This is a genomic window from Mycobacterium sp. (assembly GCF_035633495.1).
In the GTDB taxonomy this organism is placed as follows: Bacteria; Actinomycetota; Actinomycetes; order Mycobacteriales; family Mycobacteriaceae; genus Mycobacterium.
The window spans coordinates 36,932-55,591 of sequence record NZ_DASQEU010000013.1; the positions used below are offsets into that span (position 1 = coordinate 36,932).

The 18,660-nt window shown below is 66.8% G+C and carries 20 protein-coding genes; 8 read left to right on the forward strand and 12 right to left on the reverse strand.

Annotated elements, in window-relative coordinates; all coding sequences use genetic code 11:
- Window positions 1-6: 6 nt before the first annotated feature.
- The 3 genes from cysS to carD are packed head-to-tail and all read right to left on the reverse strand — an operon-like array spanning window position 7 to window position 2,509.
- Window positions 7-1,464, reverse strand: coding sequence for a cysteine--tRNA ligase (cysS, locus tag VET27_RS02110; RefSeq protein ID WP_526514725.1), 1,458 nt, complete (start codon window positions 1,462-1,464; stop codon window positions 7-9).
- A gap of 29 nt (window positions 1,465-1,493) precedes the next feature.
- Window positions 1,494-1,970 carry a 2-C-methyl-D-erythritol 2,4-cyclodiphosphate synthase gene (ispF, locus tag VET27_RS02115; RefSeq protein WP_526514726.1) on the reverse strand — a complete coding sequence of 159 codons (477 nt, stop codon included), beginning with the start codon at window positions 1,968-1,970 and terminating at the stop codon, window positions 1,494-1,496.
- Between the two features lie 50 nt (window positions 1,971-2,020).
- Complete coding sequence (carD, locus tag VET27_RS02120; RefSeq protein ID WP_526514727.1) at window positions 2,021-2,509, reverse strand: RNA polymerase-binding transcription factor CarD; 489 nt, start codon at window positions 2,507-2,509, stop codon at window positions 2,021-2,023.
- Between the two features lie 306 nt (window positions 2,510-2,815).
- Between carD and VET27_RS02125 the strand changes: the two genes are divergently transcribed.
- From VET27_RS02125 to disA, 3 genes are read left to right on the forward strand one after another with little or no spacing between them, the layout of a single operon-like run.
- Window positions 2,816-3,409: a copper chaperone PCu(A)C domain-containing protein gene (locus VET27_RS02125; RefSeq protein ID WP_526514728.1), complete on the forward strand. Its 594-nt coding sequence runs from the start codon at window positions 2,816-2,818 to the stop codon at window positions 3,407-3,409.
- Between the two features lie 46 nt (window positions 3,410-3,455).
- Entirely contained in the window at window positions 3,456-4,856 is a 1,401-nt protein-coding gene (gene radA / locus VET27_RS02130) for a DNA repair protein RadA (RefSeq protein WP_526514729.1), read from the forward strand.
- Window positions 4,856-5,974, forward strand: coding sequence for a DNA integrity scanning diadenylate cyclase DisA (disA, locus tag VET27_RS02135; protein WP_526514730.1), 1,119 nt, complete (start codon window positions 4,856-4,858; stop codon window positions 5,972-5,974). The genes radA and disA overlap by 1 nt, the downstream gene beginning before the upstream one ends.
- 10 nt (window positions 5,975-5,984) lie before the next feature.
- On the opposite strand, the gene VET27_RS02140 is transcribed toward disA, so the two are convergent.
- Both VET27_RS02140 and VET27_RS02145 read right to left on the reverse strand, forming a co-directional pair.
- Window positions 5,985-6,776: a hypothetical protein gene (locus VET27_RS02140; RefSeq protein WP_526514731.1), complete on the reverse strand. Its 792-nt coding sequence runs from the start codon at window positions 6,774-6,776 to the stop codon at window positions 5,985-5,987.
- A 59-nt stretch (window positions 6,777-6,835) separates the two neighbouring features.
- Entirely contained in the window at window positions 6,836-7,456 is a 621-nt protein-coding gene (locus tag VET27_RS02145) for a carbonic anhydrase (RefSeq protein ID WP_526514732.1), read from the reverse strand.
- 28 nt (window positions 7,457-7,484) lie between these two features.
- On the opposite strand from VET27_RS02145, the gene VET27_RS02150 reads away from it, so the two are divergent.
- Both VET27_RS02150 and lipJ read left to right on the forward strand, forming a co-directional pair.
- Window positions 7,485-8,381 (forward strand): iron-sulfur binding domain-containing protein, encoded by an 897-nt coding sequence (locus VET27_RS02150; RefSeq protein WP_526514733.1) that lies wholly within the window; start codon window positions 7,485-7,487, stop codon window positions 8,379-8,381.
- A 9-nt stretch (window positions 8,382-8,390) separates the two neighbouring features.
- Window positions 8,391-9,740: a bifunctional lipase/adenylate cyclase LipJ gene (gene lipJ / locus VET27_RS02155; protein WP_526514734.1), complete on the forward strand. Its 1,350-nt coding sequence runs from the start codon at window positions 8,391-8,393 to the stop codon at window positions 9,738-9,740.
- Window positions 9,741-9,759: 19 nt separating this feature from the next.
- Here the strand turns inward: lipJ and VET27_RS02160 are convergent, their stop codons facing one another.
- On the reverse strand, window positions 9,760-10,728 hold the full coding sequence (locus VET27_RS02160; RefSeq protein ID WP_526514735.1) for a GlxA family transcriptional regulator: 969 nt from the start codon (window positions 10,726-10,728) through the stop codon (window positions 9,760-9,762).
- Between the two features lie 71 nt (window positions 10,729-10,799).
- On the opposite strand from VET27_RS02160, the gene VET27_RS02165 reads away from it, so the two are divergent.
- Window positions 10,800-11,021 carry a hypothetical protein gene (locus VET27_RS02165; RefSeq protein WP_526514736.1) on the forward strand — a complete coding sequence of 74 codons (222 nt, stop codon included), beginning with the start codon at window positions 10,800-10,802 and terminating at the stop codon, window positions 11,019-11,021.
- Here VET27_RS02165 and VET27_RS02170 read toward each other — a convergent pair.
- Window positions 10,995-11,765 carry an alpha/beta fold hydrolase gene (locus VET27_RS02170; protein WP_526514737.1) on the reverse strand — a complete coding sequence of 257 codons (771 nt, stop codon included), beginning with the start codon at window positions 11,763-11,765 and terminating at the stop codon, window positions 10,995-10,997. The two genes, VET27_RS02165 and VET27_RS02170, sit on opposite strands and share 27 nt — an antisense overlap.
- A 97-nt stretch (window positions 11,766-11,862) precedes the next feature.
- Between VET27_RS02170 and mhuD the strand changes: the two genes are divergently transcribed.
- Together mhuD and VET27_RS02180 are read left to right on the forward strand one after the other, a co-directional pair.
- Complete coding sequence (mhuD, locus tag VET27_RS02175; RefSeq protein ID WP_526514738.1) at window positions 11,863-12,180, forward strand: mycobilin-forming heme oxygenase MhuD; 318 nt, start codon at window positions 11,863-11,865, stop codon at window positions 12,178-12,180.
- Window positions 12,155-13,516: a serine hydrolase gene (locus VET27_RS02180; RefSeq protein WP_526514739.1), complete on the forward strand. Its 1,362-nt coding sequence runs from the start codon at window positions 12,155-12,157 to the stop codon at window positions 13,514-13,516. Before mhuD ends, VET27_RS02180 begins: the two co-directional genes overlap by 26 nt.
- A gap of 15 nt (window positions 13,517-13,531) precedes the next feature.
- Here VET27_RS02180 and VET27_RS02185 read toward each other — a convergent pair whose 3' ends face one another.
- The 5 genes from VET27_RS02185 to lsr2 form a co-directional block, all read right to left on the reverse strand.
- Entirely contained in the window at window positions 13,532-14,083 is a 552-nt protein-coding gene (locus VET27_RS02185; RefSeq protein WP_526514740.1) for a histidine phosphatase family protein, read from the reverse strand.
- Window positions 14,084-14,152: 69 nt separating this feature from the next.
- Window positions 14,153-14,965: a CbtA family protein gene (locus tag VET27_RS02190; RefSeq protein WP_526514741.1), complete on the reverse strand. Its 813-nt coding sequence runs from the start codon at window positions 14,963-14,965 to the stop codon at window positions 14,153-14,155.
- 22 nt (window positions 14,966-14,987) lie between these two features.
- Window positions 14,988-15,203: a CbtB domain-containing protein gene (locus tag VET27_RS02195; protein ID WP_526514742.1), complete on the reverse strand. Its 216-nt coding sequence runs from the start codon at window positions 15,201-15,203 to the stop codon at window positions 14,988-14,990.
- Window positions 15,204-15,456: 253 nt separating this feature from the next.
- A complete protein-coding gene (clpC1, locus tag VET27_RS02200; RefSeq protein WP_526514743.1) occupies window positions 15,457-18,012 on the reverse strand; it encodes an ATP-dependent protease ATP-binding subunit ClpC in 2,556 nt (851 codons plus the stop codon).
- A gap of 275 nt (window positions 18,013-18,287) precedes the next feature.
- Entirely contained in the window at window positions 18,288-18,629 is a 342-nt protein-coding gene (gene lsr2 / locus VET27_RS02205) for a histone-like nucleoid-structuring protein Lsr2 (protein ID WP_526514744.1), read from the reverse strand.
- Window positions 18,630-18,660 lie beyond the last annotated feature (31 nt).

Consider the following 18,660-nt stretch of genomic DNA (forward strand, 5'->3'; position numbering starts at 1 on the left):
CTTCGTCTAAACCCCTCTGTCGGCCCTGGCCGACTTGCCGTCTCCGACGGCCTTGGCCGACTTGGCATCTCCGTCGAGGAGCGCCCATTGCGGTCCGTCGGCGGTATCGGTGACGTCGATGCCCGCCGCCTTGAGCCGGTCGCGAATCTCGTCGGCCTGAGCCCAGTTTCGCTGTTCGCGGGCCTCGGCGCGACTCGCCAGCGCCCACTGCACCAGTTCGTCGATCGCCGCGAGGGCAGCGGACGTCTCGTCGCGTGATTCCCAACGCTCGTCGAGCGGGTCGCAGCCGAGGATGCCCATCATCGCCCTGATGGACCTCGCATACGCCATCGCCGCGTCGTGATCGCCCGCGTCGAGGGCGCGGTTGCCCTCGGCGCGCGCGGCGTGCACCTCGGCGAGGGCAGAGGGGACGGCCAGATCGTCGTCGAGCGCGGCCCCGAACTTCTCGGTCCACTCACCGGGCACGACCGTGCCCACGCGGCTACGTACCCTGTGCAGAAACTCCTCGACGCCGGTATAGGCCTTGACCGCATCCTGAAGCGCGTTCTCAGAGAACTCCAGCATCGACCGGTAGTGCGCGCTGCCGAGGTAGTAGCGCAGTTCCGCGGGCCGGACACGCTGAAGCACGGCCGGGATCGCCAGCACGTTGCCGAGCGACTTGCTCATCTTCTCGCCACCCATGGTGACCCAGCCGTTGTGCATCCAGTACTGCGCGAAGCCGTCGCCCGCCGCCCGCGCCTGGGCGATCTCGTTCTCGTGGTGCGGGAAGACGAGGTCCATCCCGCCGGCGTGAATGTCGAACGCCGGGCCGAGATACGTCTCGCACATCGCGACGCATTCGGTGTGCCAGCCGGGCCGACCGGGGCCCCACGGCGTCGGCCACGACGGTTCGCCCGGCTTGGCGCCCTTCCACAACGTGAAGTCGCGTGGGTCGCGCTTGCCCGTCGCGACGCCCTCACCCTGGTGCACGTCGTCGATCCGGTGGCCGGACAACTTGCCGTAGTCGGGAAAGCTCAGGACGTCGAAGTAGACGTCTCCGCCACCGGTGTACGCGTGTCCGTCGGCCAGCAGTCGCTCGATCAGCTCGACCATCTGGGTGATGTGGCCGGTGGCGCGCGGTTCGGCCGACGGCGGCAGCACACCGAGTGCGTCGTACGCCGCGGTGAACGCTCGCTCGTAGGTGGCGGCCCACTCCCACCACGGCCGGCCGGCGTCGGCAGCCTTGTTGAGGATCTTGTCGTCGATGTCGGTGACGTTGCGGATGAACGCGACGTCGAAACCCTTCGCCGTCAGCCAGCGACGTAACACGTCGAACGCGACACCGCTGCGGACGTGACCGATGTGGGGCAATCCCTGGACGGTGGCGCCACACAGGTAAATCGATGCATGGCCGTCACGCAGCGGGACGAAGTCACGCACCACACCCGTCATGGTGTCGTGAAGTCGCAGGGCCTGATCGGTCACGACGGGCCAGCTTACCGGCCCGTCAGGCCTCAATCGTCAACACCGACGACCAAAGCGGTAGCAATGGCCGCCAGGCCTTCGCCGCGACCGGTGAGGCCAAGGCCGTCGGTAGTGGTCGCCGACACCGACACCGGCGCATCCAGGAGTTCGGAGAGCAACTGCTGCGCCTCGGAGCGACGAGGACCCACCTTCGGCCTGTTGCCGATCACCTGAACGGCGGCGTTGCCCACCCGGAACCCCTCGGCACGCAGCATCCCGTGCACGTGGCGGAGCATGTCCGTCCCACTGGCGCCTCGCCACTCGTCGCGGTCGGTGCCGAACACGCTGCCGAGATCGCCGAGACCGGCAGCGCTCAGCAGTGCGTCGCAGAGGGCGTGCGCGGCGACGTCTCCGTCCGAATGCCCGGCACAGCCGTCAGCATCGTCGAAGGACAAGCACAACAACCAGCACGGACGGCCGGCTTCAATCGGGTGTACGTCGGTGCCCAAACCGATTCTGAGGTTCATTGCTCTTCGCACCAGCGGTCGTCGCCGCACCGACGTGCCCGCTTGGAACGTCAGGAAGCGGCGGCGAGAACCTCGTCGAGAATGGTTTCGGCCTTTTCCTCGTCGGTGTTCTCGGCCAACGCGAGCTCACCCACGAGGATCTGCCGAGCCTTGGCCAGCATGCGCTTCTCGCCTGCGGACAGCCCGCGCTCCTGATCGCGACGCCACAGATCGCGGACGACCTCGGCAACCTTGTTCACGTCACCGGAGGCCAGCTTCTCGAGGTTCGCCTTATACCGACGCGACCAGTTGGTCGGCTCCTCGGTATGCGGGGCACGCAGAACCTGGAAGACCTTGTCGAGACCCTCCTGACCCACTACATCACGAACGCCGACATACTCGGCGTTGTCTGCGGGAACCCGAACGGTGAGATCGCCCTGAGCTACCTTGAGGACGAGATACTCCCTCTGCTCGCCCTTGATGGTTCGGGTTTCGATCGCCTCGATCAACGCAGCACCGTGATGTGGATAGACGACGGTGTCTCCGACCTTGAAAATCATCAGATTCGAGCCCCTTTCACAACCCAATGTTAGCACGGGGCTAAGACACGCGTTGCGCAACGATGCAGGTCAGGGGCACGGCGGGTGAAGACTAGGGGTTGACACGGTGACGAATCCATGCAACACGCGTGTTGTCCGGCAAACCCCGACCCGCTGATCCGGACGCACCGTCGGCCGGTCCGCAGGAGCGATCTCGGGCCACTCACCAGCCCTCGACTTCCACCGCCCACCGCCACCTACTACTCTCAATAGTCGACACACGGGACGTTCGTCACGGTCGTCCCGTCGCCCGAGCAGGAGGCTTGAGTGACGCCCTTGAAATCGCGGTCTTCCGCCGTCGCACTGGCGGCTTGCGGCCTGACCGCCGTCCTCGCCCTGTCCGGTTGCAGCGCAGGCCAGATCTCGCAGAGTGCCAACCAGGCGCCTGCGGTCAACGGCACCCTCACCTGGGTCGGTGACCCCTCCAGCGGTATCGCGCTCCGCAATATTCACCTGCGCGCCACTCAGACCGCCGACTACGTGCAGCCCGGCAGCGACGTCGAGCTGTTGTTCGTGGCCGTCAACGAGTCGGCCGAGAAGGACGACCGCCTGGTGTCGATCACGTCCAGCGTCGGCACCGTGAGCCTTACCGGCGATCTCCGAGTGCCGGCCGCCGGGACCCTGGTCGTCGGGACGCCGGACGGTACGCCAAGCCCGCTGGATGCCACCGAGGGGGCCGACACCGTGCAGGCCGCCGTCCAGTTGACCCAGCCGATCAGCAACGGATTGAACTACCCGTTCACCTTCACGTTCGAGCGTTCGGGCCAGAAGGAGATCGTCGTGCCGATCTCCGCGGGTGAAGCGCCTCGCCGAGCGGCCCCGGTCGAGGCAGGCGCCGAAACCGACACGGGCGGCGGCTAGCCCCCGCTGCCGACGTTCTGTCGGTGCCGACGGATACCGTCAGCACGTGGCGAAGGTGGGTTCGAAGGCGCGTTCACAACACCGCTGTTCGGAGTGCCGACACGTCACTGCCAAGTGGGTCGGCCGGTGCCCGGACTGCGGTAGCTGGGGCACCGTGGAGGAGACCGCGGTCCTCACACCCATCACGGGTTCGGGGTCACGGGCTGTCGCTCCGAGTTCACCCGCGGTGCCGATCAGTTCGATCGATCCGGGTTCCACCAGGCACATCCATACCGGGGTCAGTGAGCTCGACCGGGTTCTCGGCGGCGGCCTAGTCCCGGGCTCGGTGACGCTGCTGGCCGGTGATCCCGGGGTCGGCAAGTCGACGCTGCTGCTCGAGGTCGTGCACCGCTGGGCGCAAGCCGGCCGCCGCGCGCTCTACCTGTCGGGTGAGGAGTCGGCGGGGCAGATCCGGTTGCGGGCCGAGCGCACAGGCTGCACGCACGACGAGGTCTTCCTCGCGGCCGAGTCCGATTTACAGACCGCGCTCGGGCACATCGAGCAGGTCAGGCCGACGCTCATCGTCGTCGACTCGGTGCAGACCATGTCGACCACCGAAGCCGACGGTGTCACGGGCGGCGTCACTCAGGTGCGCGCGGTGACCACGGCCCTGACGATGGCGGCGAAGACCACCGGCGTGGCGATCATCCTCGTCGGCCACGTGACCAAGGACGGCGCCATCGCCGGGCCGCGCTCGCTGGAACACCTCGTCGACGTCGTGCTGCACTTCGAGGGTGACCGCACGTCGGCCCTCCGGATGGTGCGCGGCGTGAAGAACCGCTTCGGCGCTGCTGACGAGGTGGGCTGCTTTCTGTTGCACGACAACGGAATCGAATGTGTCGCCGATCCGTCGGGCCTGTTCTTGGACCAGCGGCCGCAACCGGTGTCCGGCACCTCGGTGACGGTGACGCTCGACGGCAAGCGGCCACTCATCGGCGAGGTGCAGGCGCTCATCGGTTCGGCGACCGCGTCCTCGCCACGTCGGGCGGTCAGCGGCATCGACTCGGCCCGAGCGGCGATGATCACCGCAGTCCTGGAGAAGCGCGCCCACCTGAACGTCGGCCAGAACGACATCTACCTGTCGACGGTCGGCGGTATGCGGCTAACGGATCCGTCCTCGGACTTGGCGGTCGCCCTGGCAATCGCCTCGGCCTACGCGGACATACCGATGCCGTCGACGGTGGTGGCCATCGGCGAGGTCGGTCTTGCGGGCGATCTTCGCAGGGTCACGGGCATGGACCGGCGCCTCGCCGAAGCAGCTCGGCTCGGGTTCACCTGTGCCGTCGTACCGCCGGGTGTGAAGGACGTTCCCGCTGGTCTGACCGTCATGTCGGAAGACAACATCTCGGGGGCATTGCGGGTTCTCAGGACTATCGCAGACAATGGCGGCCGGAGCAGGGAGGGTTGATGGCCGTGAAGGCTGCCAGGACATCGCGCGGCAACGTCGTGCAACTCGCTCGACCGACGCTGCGGGAGACCCTCGGGCAGCTCGCGCCGGGAACCGCGCTTCGCGACGGGCTGGAGCGCATTCTGCGCGGCCGCACCGGTGCGCTCATCGTGCTCGGCTACGACGACACGGTCGAGGCGATCTGTGACGGCGGCTTCGCCCTCGACGTCGCCTACGCACCCACGCGGCTGCGCGAGCTGTCCAAGATGGACGGCGCCGTCGTGTTGTCCAGCGACGGCACCCGCATCCTGCGCGCCAACGTCCAGCTGGTTACCGATCCTTCGATCCCCACCGAAGAGTCGGGCACGCGGCACCGGTCGGCCGAGCGCACCGCCGTGCAGACCGGTTATCCCGTTGTCTCCGTGAGCCATTCGATGAATATCGTCACCGTGTACGTCGAGGGTGAGCGGCACGTCGTGCCCGATTCCGCGACCATTCTGTCGCGCGCGAATCAGACCATCGCCACGCTGGAGCGCTACAAGGCGCGTCTCGACGAGGTCAACCGGCAGCTTTCGACGGCCGAGATCGAGGACTTCGTCACGCTCCGCGACGTGATGACCGTGGTTCAGCGACTGGAGATGGTGCGCCGCATCAGCCTCGAGATCGACGCCGACGTTGTCGAACTCGGCACCAACGGGCGCCAGCTCAAACTGCAGCTCGAGGAACTGGTCGGCGACAACGACACCGCACGCGAACTGATCGCGCGGGACTACCACGCCGCCCCGGATCCGCCGTCCACGGCACAGGTAATGGCCACGCTGGACGAGCTTGACACGCTCAGCGACAACGAGCTCCTCGACTTCACGGCGCTGGCCAGGGTATTCGGCTACCCGTCGACCCTCGAGGCGCAGGATTCCGCGATGAGTTCGCGCGGCTACCGCGCGATGGCGGGCATTCCGCGTCTGCAGTTCGCGCACGTCGACCTGCTGGTCCGGTCCTTCGGCTCGCTACAGGGCGTGCTGGCTGCCAGCGCCAACGATCTGCAGTCCGTGGACGGAATCGGTTCGATGTGGGCCCGGCACATTCGCGAGGGTCTGTCCCTGCTGGCCGAGTCGACGATCGCCGACCAGCTGGCGTGACCGCGAGGAGCTAGTTGCCTGCAGGCGCCGTGGTCTCCTCGACGGGCGGAGGTGCGTCGGCCGGGGCCGGCGGTGCCTCACCTGCGGGTGGGGCGGCGGGCTCGGCCAAGACGAATGGAACCGTCGCCGACCGAAGATTGCCCAGTTGCACCACCAGGTTGTAAGTGCCCGGCCCGATCGGCTGACGCGGCAGCGGGCAGTTCGCCGCAGAGCCCATGCCGGTCCAGGTGACTTCGGTGGTCACCTGCTCGCCCGGGTTGAACGTCTTGACCAGCGTCTCGTTCGATGGCGCGCAGTCGAGGTTCGACCAGAGGCGGTTGTTGTCGAGTCCGTACACATAGGCCGCCAGCACCGCGGCTCCGACGTCGCGCTTGCACGCCACCAGGCCGATGTTGGTGACGACCATGGTGAACTTCGGCTGGTCGCCAACGACGTAGTTGGGCTGGCTGGTGATGCCCTTGACCGCCAGGGTGGAGTCAGGGCAGTCGTCGCCCTCCTGCATGACGGGCGGGGGCACGACGGCCTCCACGGGCGTCGGAGTCGGGGACGGCGACTGCTGGGCGGGCGGCAGGATCGGGGTCTTGACCTCGGGATTCGCTCCGGGAAGCGGCGTCGGAGACGCGGCGCCGGCCGTCGAGGCCGGTTGGGTGCCGGTCGAGTCTCCACTGGTGCTGTTGGTGAACACCACCACGACGACGGCGATGACGATGACGAGAACTAGCGCTCCAACACCGAGCGCGAGAAACCGCCTGCGCCGGTAGATCTCCGGCGGCAACGGGCCATGCGGTTCAGTTTCCAGCACGAATCTACGGTAAGGCCAGGTCACACATAGTCGTCCGACCTCGCCCGGCGTGTCGCCGGTCAGCCTGCGCCGATGTCTCCCAGGGACTCGCGAAGGCAGGCGCGTCCGTCGGCGAGGTGGTAGGTCACGCCGGCGATCGCCAGCGTGCCGGAATCGACGCCATCGGAGATGGCCTTCGAGCGGCTGACGAGCTGTTTGGCGGTCTCGGAGACGTGCCTGGCCTCGAACTCGTCGACCCGGGTCAGCCCTTCCTTTCGGCCCAGCAGGATCGATGGAGTCACGCGTTCGACGATGTCGAGCACGTAGCCACCGGGCACCGCACCGTCATCGAGCGCCGCCAGTGTCGCCTTGACCGCCCCGCAGCTGTCGTGTCCGAGCACGACGATCAGCGGCACGTTGAGAATCGTTACCGCGTACTCAATGGAACCGAGGACCGCCGAATCCAGCACGTGACCAGCGGTTCGTACCACGAACATGTCGCCGAGGCCCTGGTCGAAGATGATCTCCGCGGCCACCCGACTGTCGGCGCAGCCGAAGACCACCGCGGTCGGCTTCTGCCCGTCGGCGAGGCTGGCGCGGTGGTCGATGCTCTGGCTGGGGTGCTCGGGAGTTCCCGCGACGAAGCGGTCGTTACCCTCGCTGAGTGCCTTCCATGCTGTTACCGGGCTCATATTGGGCATTGCGACATTGTGCCCGGAGTCGGCCGTAATGGTCGACGCGAGCGAGCTAATGCGATGGTATGAGGAGTCTCAGCGGGACCTGCCGTGGCGACGGCCGGGCGTGCCGGCGTGGCAGATCCTGGTCAGTGAGTTCATGTTGCAGCAAACCCCGGTCGTCAGGGTCGAGCCGATCTGGCGCGACTGGGTGGCACGGTGGCCGACGCCATCCGCCACCGCTGCCGCGAGTGCCGCCGACGTGCTGCGGGCCTGGGGCAAGCTCGGTTACCCACGCCGGGCGAAGCGGTTGCACGAGTGCGCGACGGTGATCGCAGTCGAACACGGTGACGTGGTGCCCGACGACGTCGACACGCTGCTGACCCTGCCCGGTGTCGGCACCTACACCGCGCGGGCCATCGCGTGCTTCGCCTACGGCAAGCGGGTTCCGGTCGTCGACACCAACGTGCGGCGCGTGGTCGCCAGGGTCGTGCACGGCCGTGCGGACTCGGCTGCCAGCGTCCGCGATCTCGCTGACGTCGACGCCATCCTGCCCAATGATTCACGCGCACCCGGCTTTTCGATCTCCTTGATGGAGCTCGGCGCCACCGTGTGCACCGCGCGCTCGCCCCGTTGCGGGCTGTGCCCGTTGAGCGTCTGCTCGTGGCGGTCGGCCGGGTACCCTCCTGGGACCGAGCCCGCCCGCCGCGTGCAGAAGTACGCCGGGACAGACCGCCAGGTGCGCGGTCGGCTATTGGACGTGTTGCGCGCCAACGACGCTCCGGTCAGCAGGATTCAGCTGGACGTGGCGTGGCTGTCGGACCCGGCCCAGCGCGACCGCGCACTCGACTCTCTGCTGACCGACGGTCTCGTCGAGCAGACGGCCGAGGGCTTGTTCGCGCTCGCCGGCGAAGGTGGTGAAGCGGGGCCGAACCCCGGCCTGGTGAACTAGCCTGGGTGCGTGGTCGTACCCGTCTCGCGGGCTCCGCGGACTCGCTATGCATCGCGGGGCGACCTGGACATCGCCTATCAGTTGATTGGCGATGGTCCGGCGGATCTGGTCGTGATGCCGGGACCGTTCATCCCGATCGACTCGATCGACGCCGAACCATCGATGTACCGCTTCTACCGTCGCCTGTCGTCATTCTGCCGGGTGATTCGCTTCGATCACCGCGGCATGGGGATGTCCTCGCGCATCGGCGCGGACAAGATCACGCCGGCCTGCTGGGCGGAGGACGCCATCGCGGTGATGGACGCCGTCGGATCCGAGAGCGTCACCGTCCTGGGATCTGGGTTCACGGCCATCAGCGCGCTGTTCCTCGCCAGCGAACAGCCCGAGAGGGTGTCCGGTCTGGTTCTGCTCAATGCCGGCGCACGCGCGTTGTGGGCGCCCGACTACGAAGTGGGCGCAGCGCGCAGTGGCGCCAGTGCGTTCACCACAGTGGCGATGGAACCGGACGCCGTCGAGCAGGGCTTCGACGTTCTCGAACTCATCGCACCGTCCGTCGCCCGCGATCAGTCGTTCCGTACGTGGTGGGACGCCGCAGGCAACCGGGCGGCCTCACCGAGCATGGCCCGTCGATCCAGTCAGGCACTCGTCGATGCCGATGCGCGCGACAGACTCCCGCTCATCACCTCGCCGACCTTGGTGATGCATCGCGCGCAGTCTTCGTTCGTCGCGGTCGGCCACGGCCGCTACCTCGCCGAGAACATCGCCGGTGCCCGCTACGTCGAGCTTCCCGGAGCGGACACCCTGTACTGGGTCGGTGACACCACGCCCATCCTCGCGGAGATCGAGGAGTTCATCACCGGCAAGCGAGGCGGTACCGACCTCGAACGCGTCCTCACCACGATCGTGTTCACCGACATCGTCGGGTCCACCGAGCGGGCGGCCGCGCTGGGAGACGACCACTGGCGCGACCTGCTCGACAGTCACGACACCGTGGTGCGCAGAGAACTCCAACGCTTCGGCGGTCGCGAAGTCAACACCGCCGGTGACGGTTTCGTCGCAACGTTCAGCAGCCCCAGTGTCGCCATCGACTGCGCGGCGGCGATCGTCGACGCGGTCCGTACGCTGGACATCGAAGTACGGGTCGGCATCCACGCCGGCGAGGTCGAGGTCCGGGGGCACGACATCGCGGGCATGGCGGTGCACATCGGCGCGCGCGTCGCCGCGCTGGCCGGTCCGAGTGAGGTCCTGGTGTCGTCGACCGTGCGCGAGATCGTGACCGGTTCGCGCCGGAAGTTCACCGATCGCGGCGAACATCAGCTCAAGGGTGTCCCAGGCACCTGGTGCGTGTACGCGCCCTGAAGTGAGGGCGGGAAATGGGCTAAGCCGTTGCTGCACAACTAGAATCGTCGCAGGCGAAACGGCGACGGTAGTCCGATGGCGTGACCCCGATGACGCGCCGGAAGTGATGACGCAGCAACGTGGCCGTACCGAAGCCCGACTTGTCGGCAACCCGGTCGATGTCGAGATCGGTTTCTTCGAGCAGCCGTCGCGCATAGAGCACCCGCTGATCGGTGACCCACTGCATCGGGGTGCGACCGGTTTCGTCGACGAACCTGCGTGCGAAGGTACGGGCGGACATGCTGGCCCGCTTCGCGAGCGAGGCGACCGTGTGCGGCTTGTCCAGATTGCCCAGGATCCAGTCCAGGTGCGGCGCAAAGCCTTCCGAACAACGAACCGGGATGGGCTGGTCGATGTACTGCCGCTGACCACCGTCGCGCTGCGGCGGTACGACCATCCGACGGGCAATGATGTTAGTGATCTCGCTGCCGAGCTCGCGCCGGACCAGGTGCAGACACGCGTCGATGCCCGCCGCCGTGCCTGCACTGGTGATGAGGTTGCCGTCGTCGACGAAGAGCACGTCTCGATCGATCTCCGCCGTGGGGTGCAGGGCCGCCAGTTCGTCTGCGTGCATCCAGTGGGTGGTGCACCTGCGGCCATCCAGAAGCCCAGCGGCACCAGCGACGAACGCCCCGGAACACACCGTCAGGATGATCGACCCAGATGCGGCGGCGGCTCGAACCGCATCGAGCGCTTCCTGCGAATAGGGGCCCGCGATCGCCGGAATGGCCACCAGGTCGGCGCCGACGAGGGCGTCGAACCCGTGGTCGGGGGTCAGGTGCGCGCCGACCGTCATCCGTAGCGGCTTGCCCGGTTCGGGTCCACAGACCTTGAAATCGAAGTTGGGCACGCCGTCGGCGGTGCGATCGATGCCGAAGACCTCGCAGATGACACCGAATTCGAAGGGGGCCACCCCGTCCAGCACCAGTGTTGAGACACTTTCAATCATGGCAGAATCTTAGCGCACCATGTCCGCACTGCCACTGGTGGCGGAATATTCGCGGACAAACAATTGCTGCCATGAACGTGATATTCGCCTTCCTGATTCTGTCCGCACCCTTCGCGCTCGCCGCCCTGCTCAGCTGGGCCAGCCATCGCAATGATGCGATGCGCAGCCACCTGATCAACCAGTTCAGCGATCCGGACTGGTACCGCGTCCAGCACGACGCCGACGCCGCTCGCACCCGTTTCGAGCACGCCCCCTCGTGGCCTGCCTCAGGCGTGATGGGCGAACGCCGCTAAGAACGGTTCCACTGCACCGCGGTATTCCTGCGGGGCGTCGTCGTGCACGAGGTGCCCTGCGCCGGGCACGCGCAGATACGTGGTCCGGTCGCCGGTCCTTCGCATCTGCTCCATTTGGCCCGGCGGAGTGACGGAGTTCCCCGCTTCGATCAGTAGGACGGGCGCGCGAACGGAGCGCCACTGCTGCCAATAGTCGCGGGTGCCCCACTGTGCCGCGATCTCGATCCACCGCTCGGGGCGGCCGTGCAACCGCCATCCGGTGGCAGTTCTGTCGAACGCCTCGAGGAAGTACCGGCCGGCAACGGGCCCGAACTCATCGAAAACTTCACGCTCGCTATCGAATTCGACGGGCAGTGCGTGCAGCCACGGCTCCCACGGACCCGTCGTCCTGCCGCGGAAGTCGGGCGCCATGTCCTCCACGACCACCGCGGTCACCAAGTCGGGACGCGCCGCCGCGAGGCACCACGAGTGCAGGCCCCCCATCGAATGTCCGACCAACGTGGCAGGCCGCCCGAGCTCGGCGACGGCATCGGCGAGATCGGCCACGAATCGCTCCGTGCTGACGGGATGCGGGCCCTCCACGTCGCAGCCCCGATGCCACGGCGCGTCGTAGGTGTAGACCTCGCCCAGTTCGGTCAGCCACGGCACCTGGCGCGACCAGGTCGTACCGCGCCCCATCAACCCGTGCACCAGGACGATGGGCTCGCCTTCGCCTCCGCGGCCCGTCAGCAGGGGGGAACGCATGCCCGCCATCCTGGCAGGAGCGGAGCGACCGGGGATAACGGGATCCGGAGGGGAGGAGCGGAGCGACCGGGGATAACAAGACGGTAACGTAGTCCCCATGTCCGTCGTGAAGATCAATGCGATCGAGGTTCCGCCCGACGCAGGCCCCGAGTTGGAGAAGCGCTTCGCGCACCGCGCTCACGCCGTCGACAACCAGCCTGGTTTTCTCGGGTTCCAGCTGCTGCGCCCCGTCAAGGGCGAGAACCGCTACTTCGTGGTCACCCAGTGGGAGTCCGACGAGGCGTTCCAGGCCTGGGCCAGCGGCCCCGCGGTCGAGGCACACGCGGGTCAACGCGAGAACCCCGTCGCCACGGGTGCCTCACTGCTCGAGTTCGAGGTCGTGTTGGACGTTGCGGGGACCAGCTCCAGCGCGTAGCCAGGCGGGACGGCGGGCTACTGCGATCGCGGTGGCATGCGCCCTCGTCGTCGCCCTGGCTTGCGGATGCGCCAACAGCGGCCCGGCCGCACCGGCCGAGGCCGCCTACGGCGCCCACATCGACACCAACACCCCACAGGGTCTGCGTGCCAAGCAGACCGTGGACATGCTCAACTCCGACTGGCCCATCGGCACCGTCAACGTGGCGACGCTCGCCGCACCCCGACAGGTGGACGACGTCGCCTTCGTGATGGACCGGATGTGGTGGGACCGGCCCTTCACCGTCACCGACATCGACTACGGCGCGGGACTGGCCACCCTGCACCTGCTGACCTCGTACGGTGTCGGTCAGGACATCCAGTTGCGGACCAATGACGCCGGGATGGTCGACCGCTTCGAAGTCACGCTGCAGAAACCTCGGATCACGCAGTGGTCCGACATAGACGCGCTGCTGACGCAGTCCGGCGCGCACTACTCCTACCAAGCGTCCAAGGTCACCGACGGCAAGTGCACGACGGTGGCGGGCAGCAACGTGGACGATTCGCTGCCACTCGCGTCGATCTTCAAGCTCTACGTACTCCTGGCCATCGCGGACGCAATCAACGCGGGCACAGTCGGCTGGGACGACCAGCTGACCATCACCAAGGAGGCGAAGGCCGTGGGGTCAGCCGGTCTCGACGACCTTCCGCCCGGGTCTCAGGTGTCGGTGAGAAGAGCTGCGCAGCAGATGATCTCGGCGAGCGACAACATGGCCACGGATCTGCTGATGGCGAGACTCGGACCAGGTGCCGTCGAGCGGGCACTGGTGCACGCAGGACATCACGATCCGGGCAGCATGACCCCGTTCCCGAACACGCACGAACTCTTCTCGGTGGGCTGGGGCGAACCCGACCTGCGCGAGCAGTGGAAGGCCGCGTCGCCTCAGGGCCGCGCCCAGCTCATCGCGCAGACGAATACCCGCCATTACGAACCGGATCCGACGCGAACCCATACGCCTGCGTCGCCGTATGGTGCCGAGTGGTACGGCACCGCGGCGGACATCTGTCGGGTGCATGCCACCCTGCAGTCGGTCGCGGTCGGCCCCGCCGCACCGATCAAGGACATCCTGTCCGCGATTCCCGGCATCGATCTCGACAAGACCAAGTGGAACTACATCGGCGCCAAGGGCGGAAACCTGCCCGGAGACTTGACCTTCAGCTGGTATGCCGTCGACCATACGGGTCAGCCATGGGTGGTCAGTTTCCAGTTGAACTGGCCGACGTACCGCAGCCAGACGGCGGCCGGTTGGCTGCTGTCCATCGCACAGGGGGCGTTCGCACTCATTCAGCCCACCTGAGACTCCGCAACGATCTCAGCCCGTGGACCTCAACGTCCAGGCGTGCCCGCGAAGATGCAGGACGGTGCGGCTGACGGGACCAACGTCGATGCGCCAGAACGACTTCGGAGGTGCATTCAGCGCGAAGACGATCGCGGCACGGATCACGCTCGGGTGGGTAACGGCCACCAGTCGCCCGCGACGGTCAGACAGCGAATCCAACCAACCACCCACGCGGGCAACGAGGTCCACGACCGACTCCCCGCCGTGGGGCGCCTGCGTAGGATCGGTCAGCCAGAGCGTGAGCTCCGCGGGACCGACGCCGTTCAACACGCTGCCGCGCCACGCTCCGCAGTTGAGATCGGCCAGCTGCGGCTCAGTCTCCGCTCGCAACCCGAGCAACTCGGCGGTCTGCCTGGCCCGCTTCTCGGGTGCACAGAGCGCCGCGTCGACGACACCGAGGTCGAAGGTGGCATCGACCTGCCGCTGTCCGAGGGCGTTCAGGGGCTCGTCCCGGGGAAACCGTCCGGCCGCCATCGCATCCGTCATCGCGTGGGAGACCAGGGTCAGCCGGAGGATCTCACTCACGCCGTTTCATCCCCCCGAGTCGCTTCGCTCCTGCCCCCGAGGAACGTCATCCCCCCGGAGTCGCTTCGCCTACCCCCGAGGACCGAAGGTAGAGTCCGCCCGGCTTCGCCTGCCGTCCAGCACCTTCGAGATCAGCGCGGCGAACACCAAGCCGATGGTCACCCACATGACGACCTGCACTCCCAGCGAGTACAGCCGGAACTCATAGAGGTCGTCTGCGGGGAAACCGCCGAGGACGACGTTGCCCGCGTCGTCACGCAGAGGACCCGGCACCTCGTCGATCGTCGGGAGAACGAGCATCACGACGGCAATCGCGACCAGGTAGCTGCCCGCCGCGGCCAACGTGGCGTTCCAGGTGCCGAGTCGGGACACCAGTCGACGGCCGAGATACACCGCCCCGACCAACAGCGCCGCGGACACCACCACCATCAGGAGGTACAGCAGCGTGCGCTGACGAATGGTCTCGTCGAGGCTCACCGCGGGCGGATTGGCCGGGTACTTGAGTGTGGGAACCACGTAGAGGCTCAACAACATTCCGCCAGCGACGAGCACCGAGAGAACGCGGGCCGACACGCTCCCGACCCGGCCATGGGCGACCGCGAACACCACGGCGAACAACGCGCCCATCGCGACGCTGAACGCCAGCACCCCGAAGCCCATGCCGATGTTGGCCTGCACACCGCGGGTGAAGAGTTCCACCCCGTGGTCGTGGCCACCCTGTCCGGACGCGGCCTCCACGGCCTCTTGCGCGGCGCCGACCCCGTCCTCGTACCCGATGGCGCGCTCGATCACGGGCTCCACGAAGATACGCGCGAAGACGAATGCGAGCACACCCGCGAGGGCGCCGGCCAGAAGGCCGCGCCCGATGATCTGTCTTTCCATCGCGCCGATTACTCCCTGCGCGTCAGTGGCAGGGGAAGCCGAGGAGGTGGCGGGCGTCGTGCAGGAACTCGTGCACGTGGGTGTCGCTGCCGAATATCGACGTAGCGCCCTGATCCATGCCGACGAAGTACAGCACCAGCAGAGCGAGGAATGCGGTGGCCGACAGCCAGATCGCCGCCCTCGCACCGGCGAAGTCAAGTGCAGGCGCAGTGATCTCGAGAGCCTTGGGAGATGTCATGTCCAGTGTCCTTTCGGGAGTTCGCGTCCCGTATCACAGGTGACGAACGTCGGGTCTGACTTTCACAGTGGCGCGACCGCTCTGGATTTTCACCAGCATTCCTTCGTCCGTCGATTACCCAAGCATCATATGCACAGGCAAACGGCACCGCCTACCCCCGACGCCATGTCCCAAATGCTGGGCGGGCCATCCGAAACGAAATGAGCGGTACCCCGTGAGGGGTACCGCCCATTTCTTCACGCGTTGCGCTATGTCACTCCGTGGTGGTCGCGGTTCCCGCCGCTCCCGGCGCACCGGCCTTGGCCAGGTCTGGCGCGTCCTCGTCCACGACTGGTCGGATCGAGCCGACGAACGTGAACACTGCGTTCTCGCCAGCCCCTTCGCCGTCCCAGTTCTCGACGTCGACCTTGACCAGCTGACCGGGGCCGACCTCGTCGAAGAGGATCTTCTCCGACAGTGCATCCTCGATTTCGCGCTGGATCGTGCGGCGCAGCGGCCGTGCACCCAGCACCGGGTCGAAGCCGCGCTTGGCCAGCAGCGCCTTCGCCTTGTCCGACAGCTCCATGGTCATGTCCTTGGCCCTGAGCTGATTTCCGACGCGGTTGATCATGAGATCGACCATGCGGATGATCTCTTCCTTCGTCAGCTGGTGGAAGACGATGATGTCGTCGATGCGGTTGAGGAACTCCGGACGGAAGTGCTTCTTCAGCTCGTCGTTGACCTTGAGCTTCATCCGCTCGTAGTTGTTCTCACCGCCACCCTGGGTGAAGCCGAGACCGACCGCCTTGCTGATGTCGGACGTGCCGAGGTTCGAGGTGAAGATCAGCACGGTGTTCTTGAAGTCCACCGTCCTGCCCTGACCGTCGGTGAGTCGGCCGTCCTCGAGGACCTGCAACAGCGTGTTGTAGATCTCCTGGTGGGCCTTCTCGATCTCGTCGAACAACACGACCGAGAACGGCTTGCGGCGCACCTTCTCGGTGAGCTGGCCGCCCTCTTCGTAGCCAACGTAACCCGGAGGGGCACCGAACAGCCGCGACGCGGTGAAGCGGTCGTGGAACTCACCCATGTCGATCTGGATCAGGGCATCGTCGTCGCCGAACAGGAAGTTCGCCAACGCCTTGGAGAGCTCGGTCTTACCGACACCGGACGGGCCGGCGAAGATGAACGAGCCCGACGGGCGCTTGGGGTCCTTCAACCCGGCGCGGGTACGGCGGATGGCCTTCGAGACGGCGCGGACCGCATCCTCCTGGCCGATGATCCGCTTGTGGATCTCGTCCTCCATGCGTAGCAGGCGCGTGGTCTCGGCCTCGGTGAGCTTGAACACGGGGATGCCGGTCCAGTTGCCGAGCACCTCGGCGATCTGCTCGTCGTCGACTTCGGCCACGACGTCGAGGTCACCCGAGCGCCACTGCTTCTCGCGCTCGGCGCGCTGACCCACCAGTGTCTTCTCGCGATCGCGCAGGTTGGCTGCCTTCTCGAAGTCCTGCGCGTCGATCGCGGACTCCTTCTCCCGGCGCGCGTCGGCGATCTTCTCGTCGAACTCGCGCAGGTCTGGCGGAGCGGTCATCCGGCGGATGCGCATCCTGGCGCCCGCCTCGTCGATCAGGTCGATCGCCTTGTCGGGCAGGAACCGGTCGTTGATGTAGCGGTCGGCCAAGGTGGCAGCCGCCACGATCGCGCCATCGGTGATCGACACCCGGTGATGCGCCTCGTACCGGTCGCGCAGACCCTTGAGGATCTCGATGGTGTGCTCGACCGTCGGCTCGCCGACCTGAACCGGCTGGAAGCGGCGTTCCAGCGCGGCATCCTTCTCGATGTACTTGCGGTACTCGTCGAGGGTCGTGGCACCGATGGTCTGCAGCTCGCCGCGGGCCAGCTTCGGCTTGAGGATCGACGCCGCGTCGATTGCACCCTCGGCAGCACCCGCGCCGACGAGCGTGTGCAGCTCGTCGATGAACAGGATGATGTCGCCGCGGGTGTTGATCTCCTTGAGCACCTTCTTCAGGCGCTCCTCGAAATCACCACGGTAGCGGCTGCCTGCCACCAGGGACCCGAGGTCCAGGGTGTACAGCTGCTTGTCCTTGAGCGTCTCGGGCACGTCGCCGTGCACGATGGCCTGGGCCAACCCCTCGACGACGGCGGTCTTGCCGACGCCGGGCTCGCCGATCAGCACCGGGTTGTTCTTGGTGCGGCGGCTCAGCACCTGCATGACCCGCTCGATCTCCTTCTCGCGGCCGATGACGGGATCGAGCTTGCCCTCCATCGCGGCGGCGGTCAGGTTGCGGCCGAACTGGTCGAGCACCAGCGACGTCGACGGGTTGCCCGCCTCGCCACCGCGCCCGCCCGTGCCGGTCTCGGCGGTCTCCTTGCCCTGGTAGCCACTGAGCAGCTGAATCACCTGCTGGCGCACGCGCGTCAGCTCGGCACCCAACTTGACCAGCACCTGCGCTGCGACACCCTCACCCTCGCGGATCAGGCCGAGCAGAATGTGCTCGGTGCCGATGTAGTTGTGGCCGAGTTGCAGAGCCTCTCGCAGGCTCAGCTCGAGGACCTTCTTGGCGCGCGGGGTGAAGGGGATGTGCCCGGACGGCGCCTGCTGGCCCTGGCCGATGATCTCCTCGACCTGGCTGCGGACACCCTCCAGCGAGATGCCCAGCGACTCCAGCGACTTCGCGGCAACACCCTCGCCTTCGTGAATGAGGCCAAGGAGGATGTGCTCGGTGCCGATGTAGTTGTGGTTCAGCATCCGGGCTTCTTCTTGAGCCAGGACGACGACGCGCCGTGCGCGGTCAGTAAAGCGTTCGAACATCGGTGGTTACCTGCCCTCCGTAGATAGCGCAGCGCTTGAACTAAGCCTGCACGGCGGGCCGTGCTCTGCACCTACCGTCCACTGTAGTGGGCGGTGGCCCGGGCTGCCCCGCTTGTCCTCTCCCAGTGAAAGGCCGACGGCAAAGATTCCCGCGCTGCTTACAGCTCAACGCCGGGTGGGCGTGGATCGTTTCCGCCGACCGGGTGCGCACGCTTCGCCCCTAGCGAAAGCGCATTTCCCACCGACCCGGACTGCTTCGAGTTGGCAACCTGCTGTTACGTTGCCGCGTGGAATGCGTCGATGACGTCTGCCGGAATCCGCCCGCGAGTGGAAACACTGTGACCATTGCGGCGGGCCCACTCCCGGATGGCAGCGCTCTGTTCGCGGTCGATGGACGCGCGACCGCGCCCCGAACCGGCCGCACGACCGCGGTGACGGCCCCCGACACGACGACCCGCTTCCACCCATTGCTTCAGGTCGCCCCGAAGCTTCGAAGCATTCTTCGACGAAAGGTCGATCTCGTAGCTCACGCCGTCGAGTGAGAATTCGACGGTCTCGTCGGCAGAGCCTTCACCGTCGAAATCGTCGACCAAGGTGACAGTTACTTTCTTTGCCATTGGCTCTCACTGAACCCTTCCGTGCGGGCGC

Bases quoted from the DNA above. Each gene is read 5' to 3' on its own strand.
- ispF (WP_526514726.1), bottom strand. From the start codon at position 1,970: ATGAACCTCAGAATCGGTTTGGGCACCGACGTACACCCGATTGAAGCC.
- carD (WP_526514727.1), bottom strand. From the start codon at position 2,509: ATGATTTTCAAGGTCGGAGACACCGTCGTCTATCCACATCACGGTGCT.
- disA (WP_526514730.1), top strand. From the start codon at position 4,856: ATGGCCGTGAAGGCTGCCAGGACATCGCGCGGCAACGTCGTGCAACTC.
- VET27_RS02145 (WP_526514732.1), bottom strand. From the start codon at position 7,456: ATGCCCAATATGAGCCCGGTAACAGCATGGAAGGCACTCAGCGAGGGT.
- VET27_RS02150 (WP_526514733.1), top strand. From the start codon at position 7,485: ATGGTCGACGCGAGCGAGCTAATGCGATGGTATGAGGAGTCTCAGCGG.
- VET27_RS02160 (WP_526514735.1), bottom strand. From the start codon at position 10,728: ATGATTGAAAGTGTCTCAACACTGGTGCTGGACGGGGTGGCCCCCTTC.
- VET27_RS02165 (WP_526514736.1), top strand. From the start codon at position 10,800: ATGAACGTGATATTCGCCTTCCTGATTCTGTCCGCACCCTTCGCGCTC.
- VET27_RS02170 (WP_526514737.1), bottom strand. From the start codon at position 11,765: ATGCGTTCCCCCCTGCTGACGGGCCGCGGAGGCGAAGGCGAGCCCATC.
- mhuD (WP_526514738.1), top strand. From the start codon at position 11,863: ATGTCCGTCGTGAAGATCAATGCGATCGAGGTTCCGCCCGACGCAGGC.
- VET27_RS02190 (WP_526514741.1), bottom strand. From the start codon at position 14,965: ATGGAAAGACAGATCATCGGGCGCGGCCTTCTGGCCGGCGCCCTCGCG.
- VET27_RS02195 (WP_526514742.1), bottom strand. From the start codon at position 15,203: ATGACATCTCCCAAGGCTCTCGAGATCACTGCGCCTGCACTTGACTTC.
- clpC1 (WP_526514743.1), bottom strand. From the start codon at position 18,012: ATGTTCGAACGCTTTACTGACCGCGCACGGCGCGTCGTCGTCCTGGCT.
- lsr2 (WP_526514744.1), bottom strand. From the start codon at position 18,629: ATGGCAAAGAAAGTAACTGTCACCTTGGTCGACGATTTCGACGGTGAA.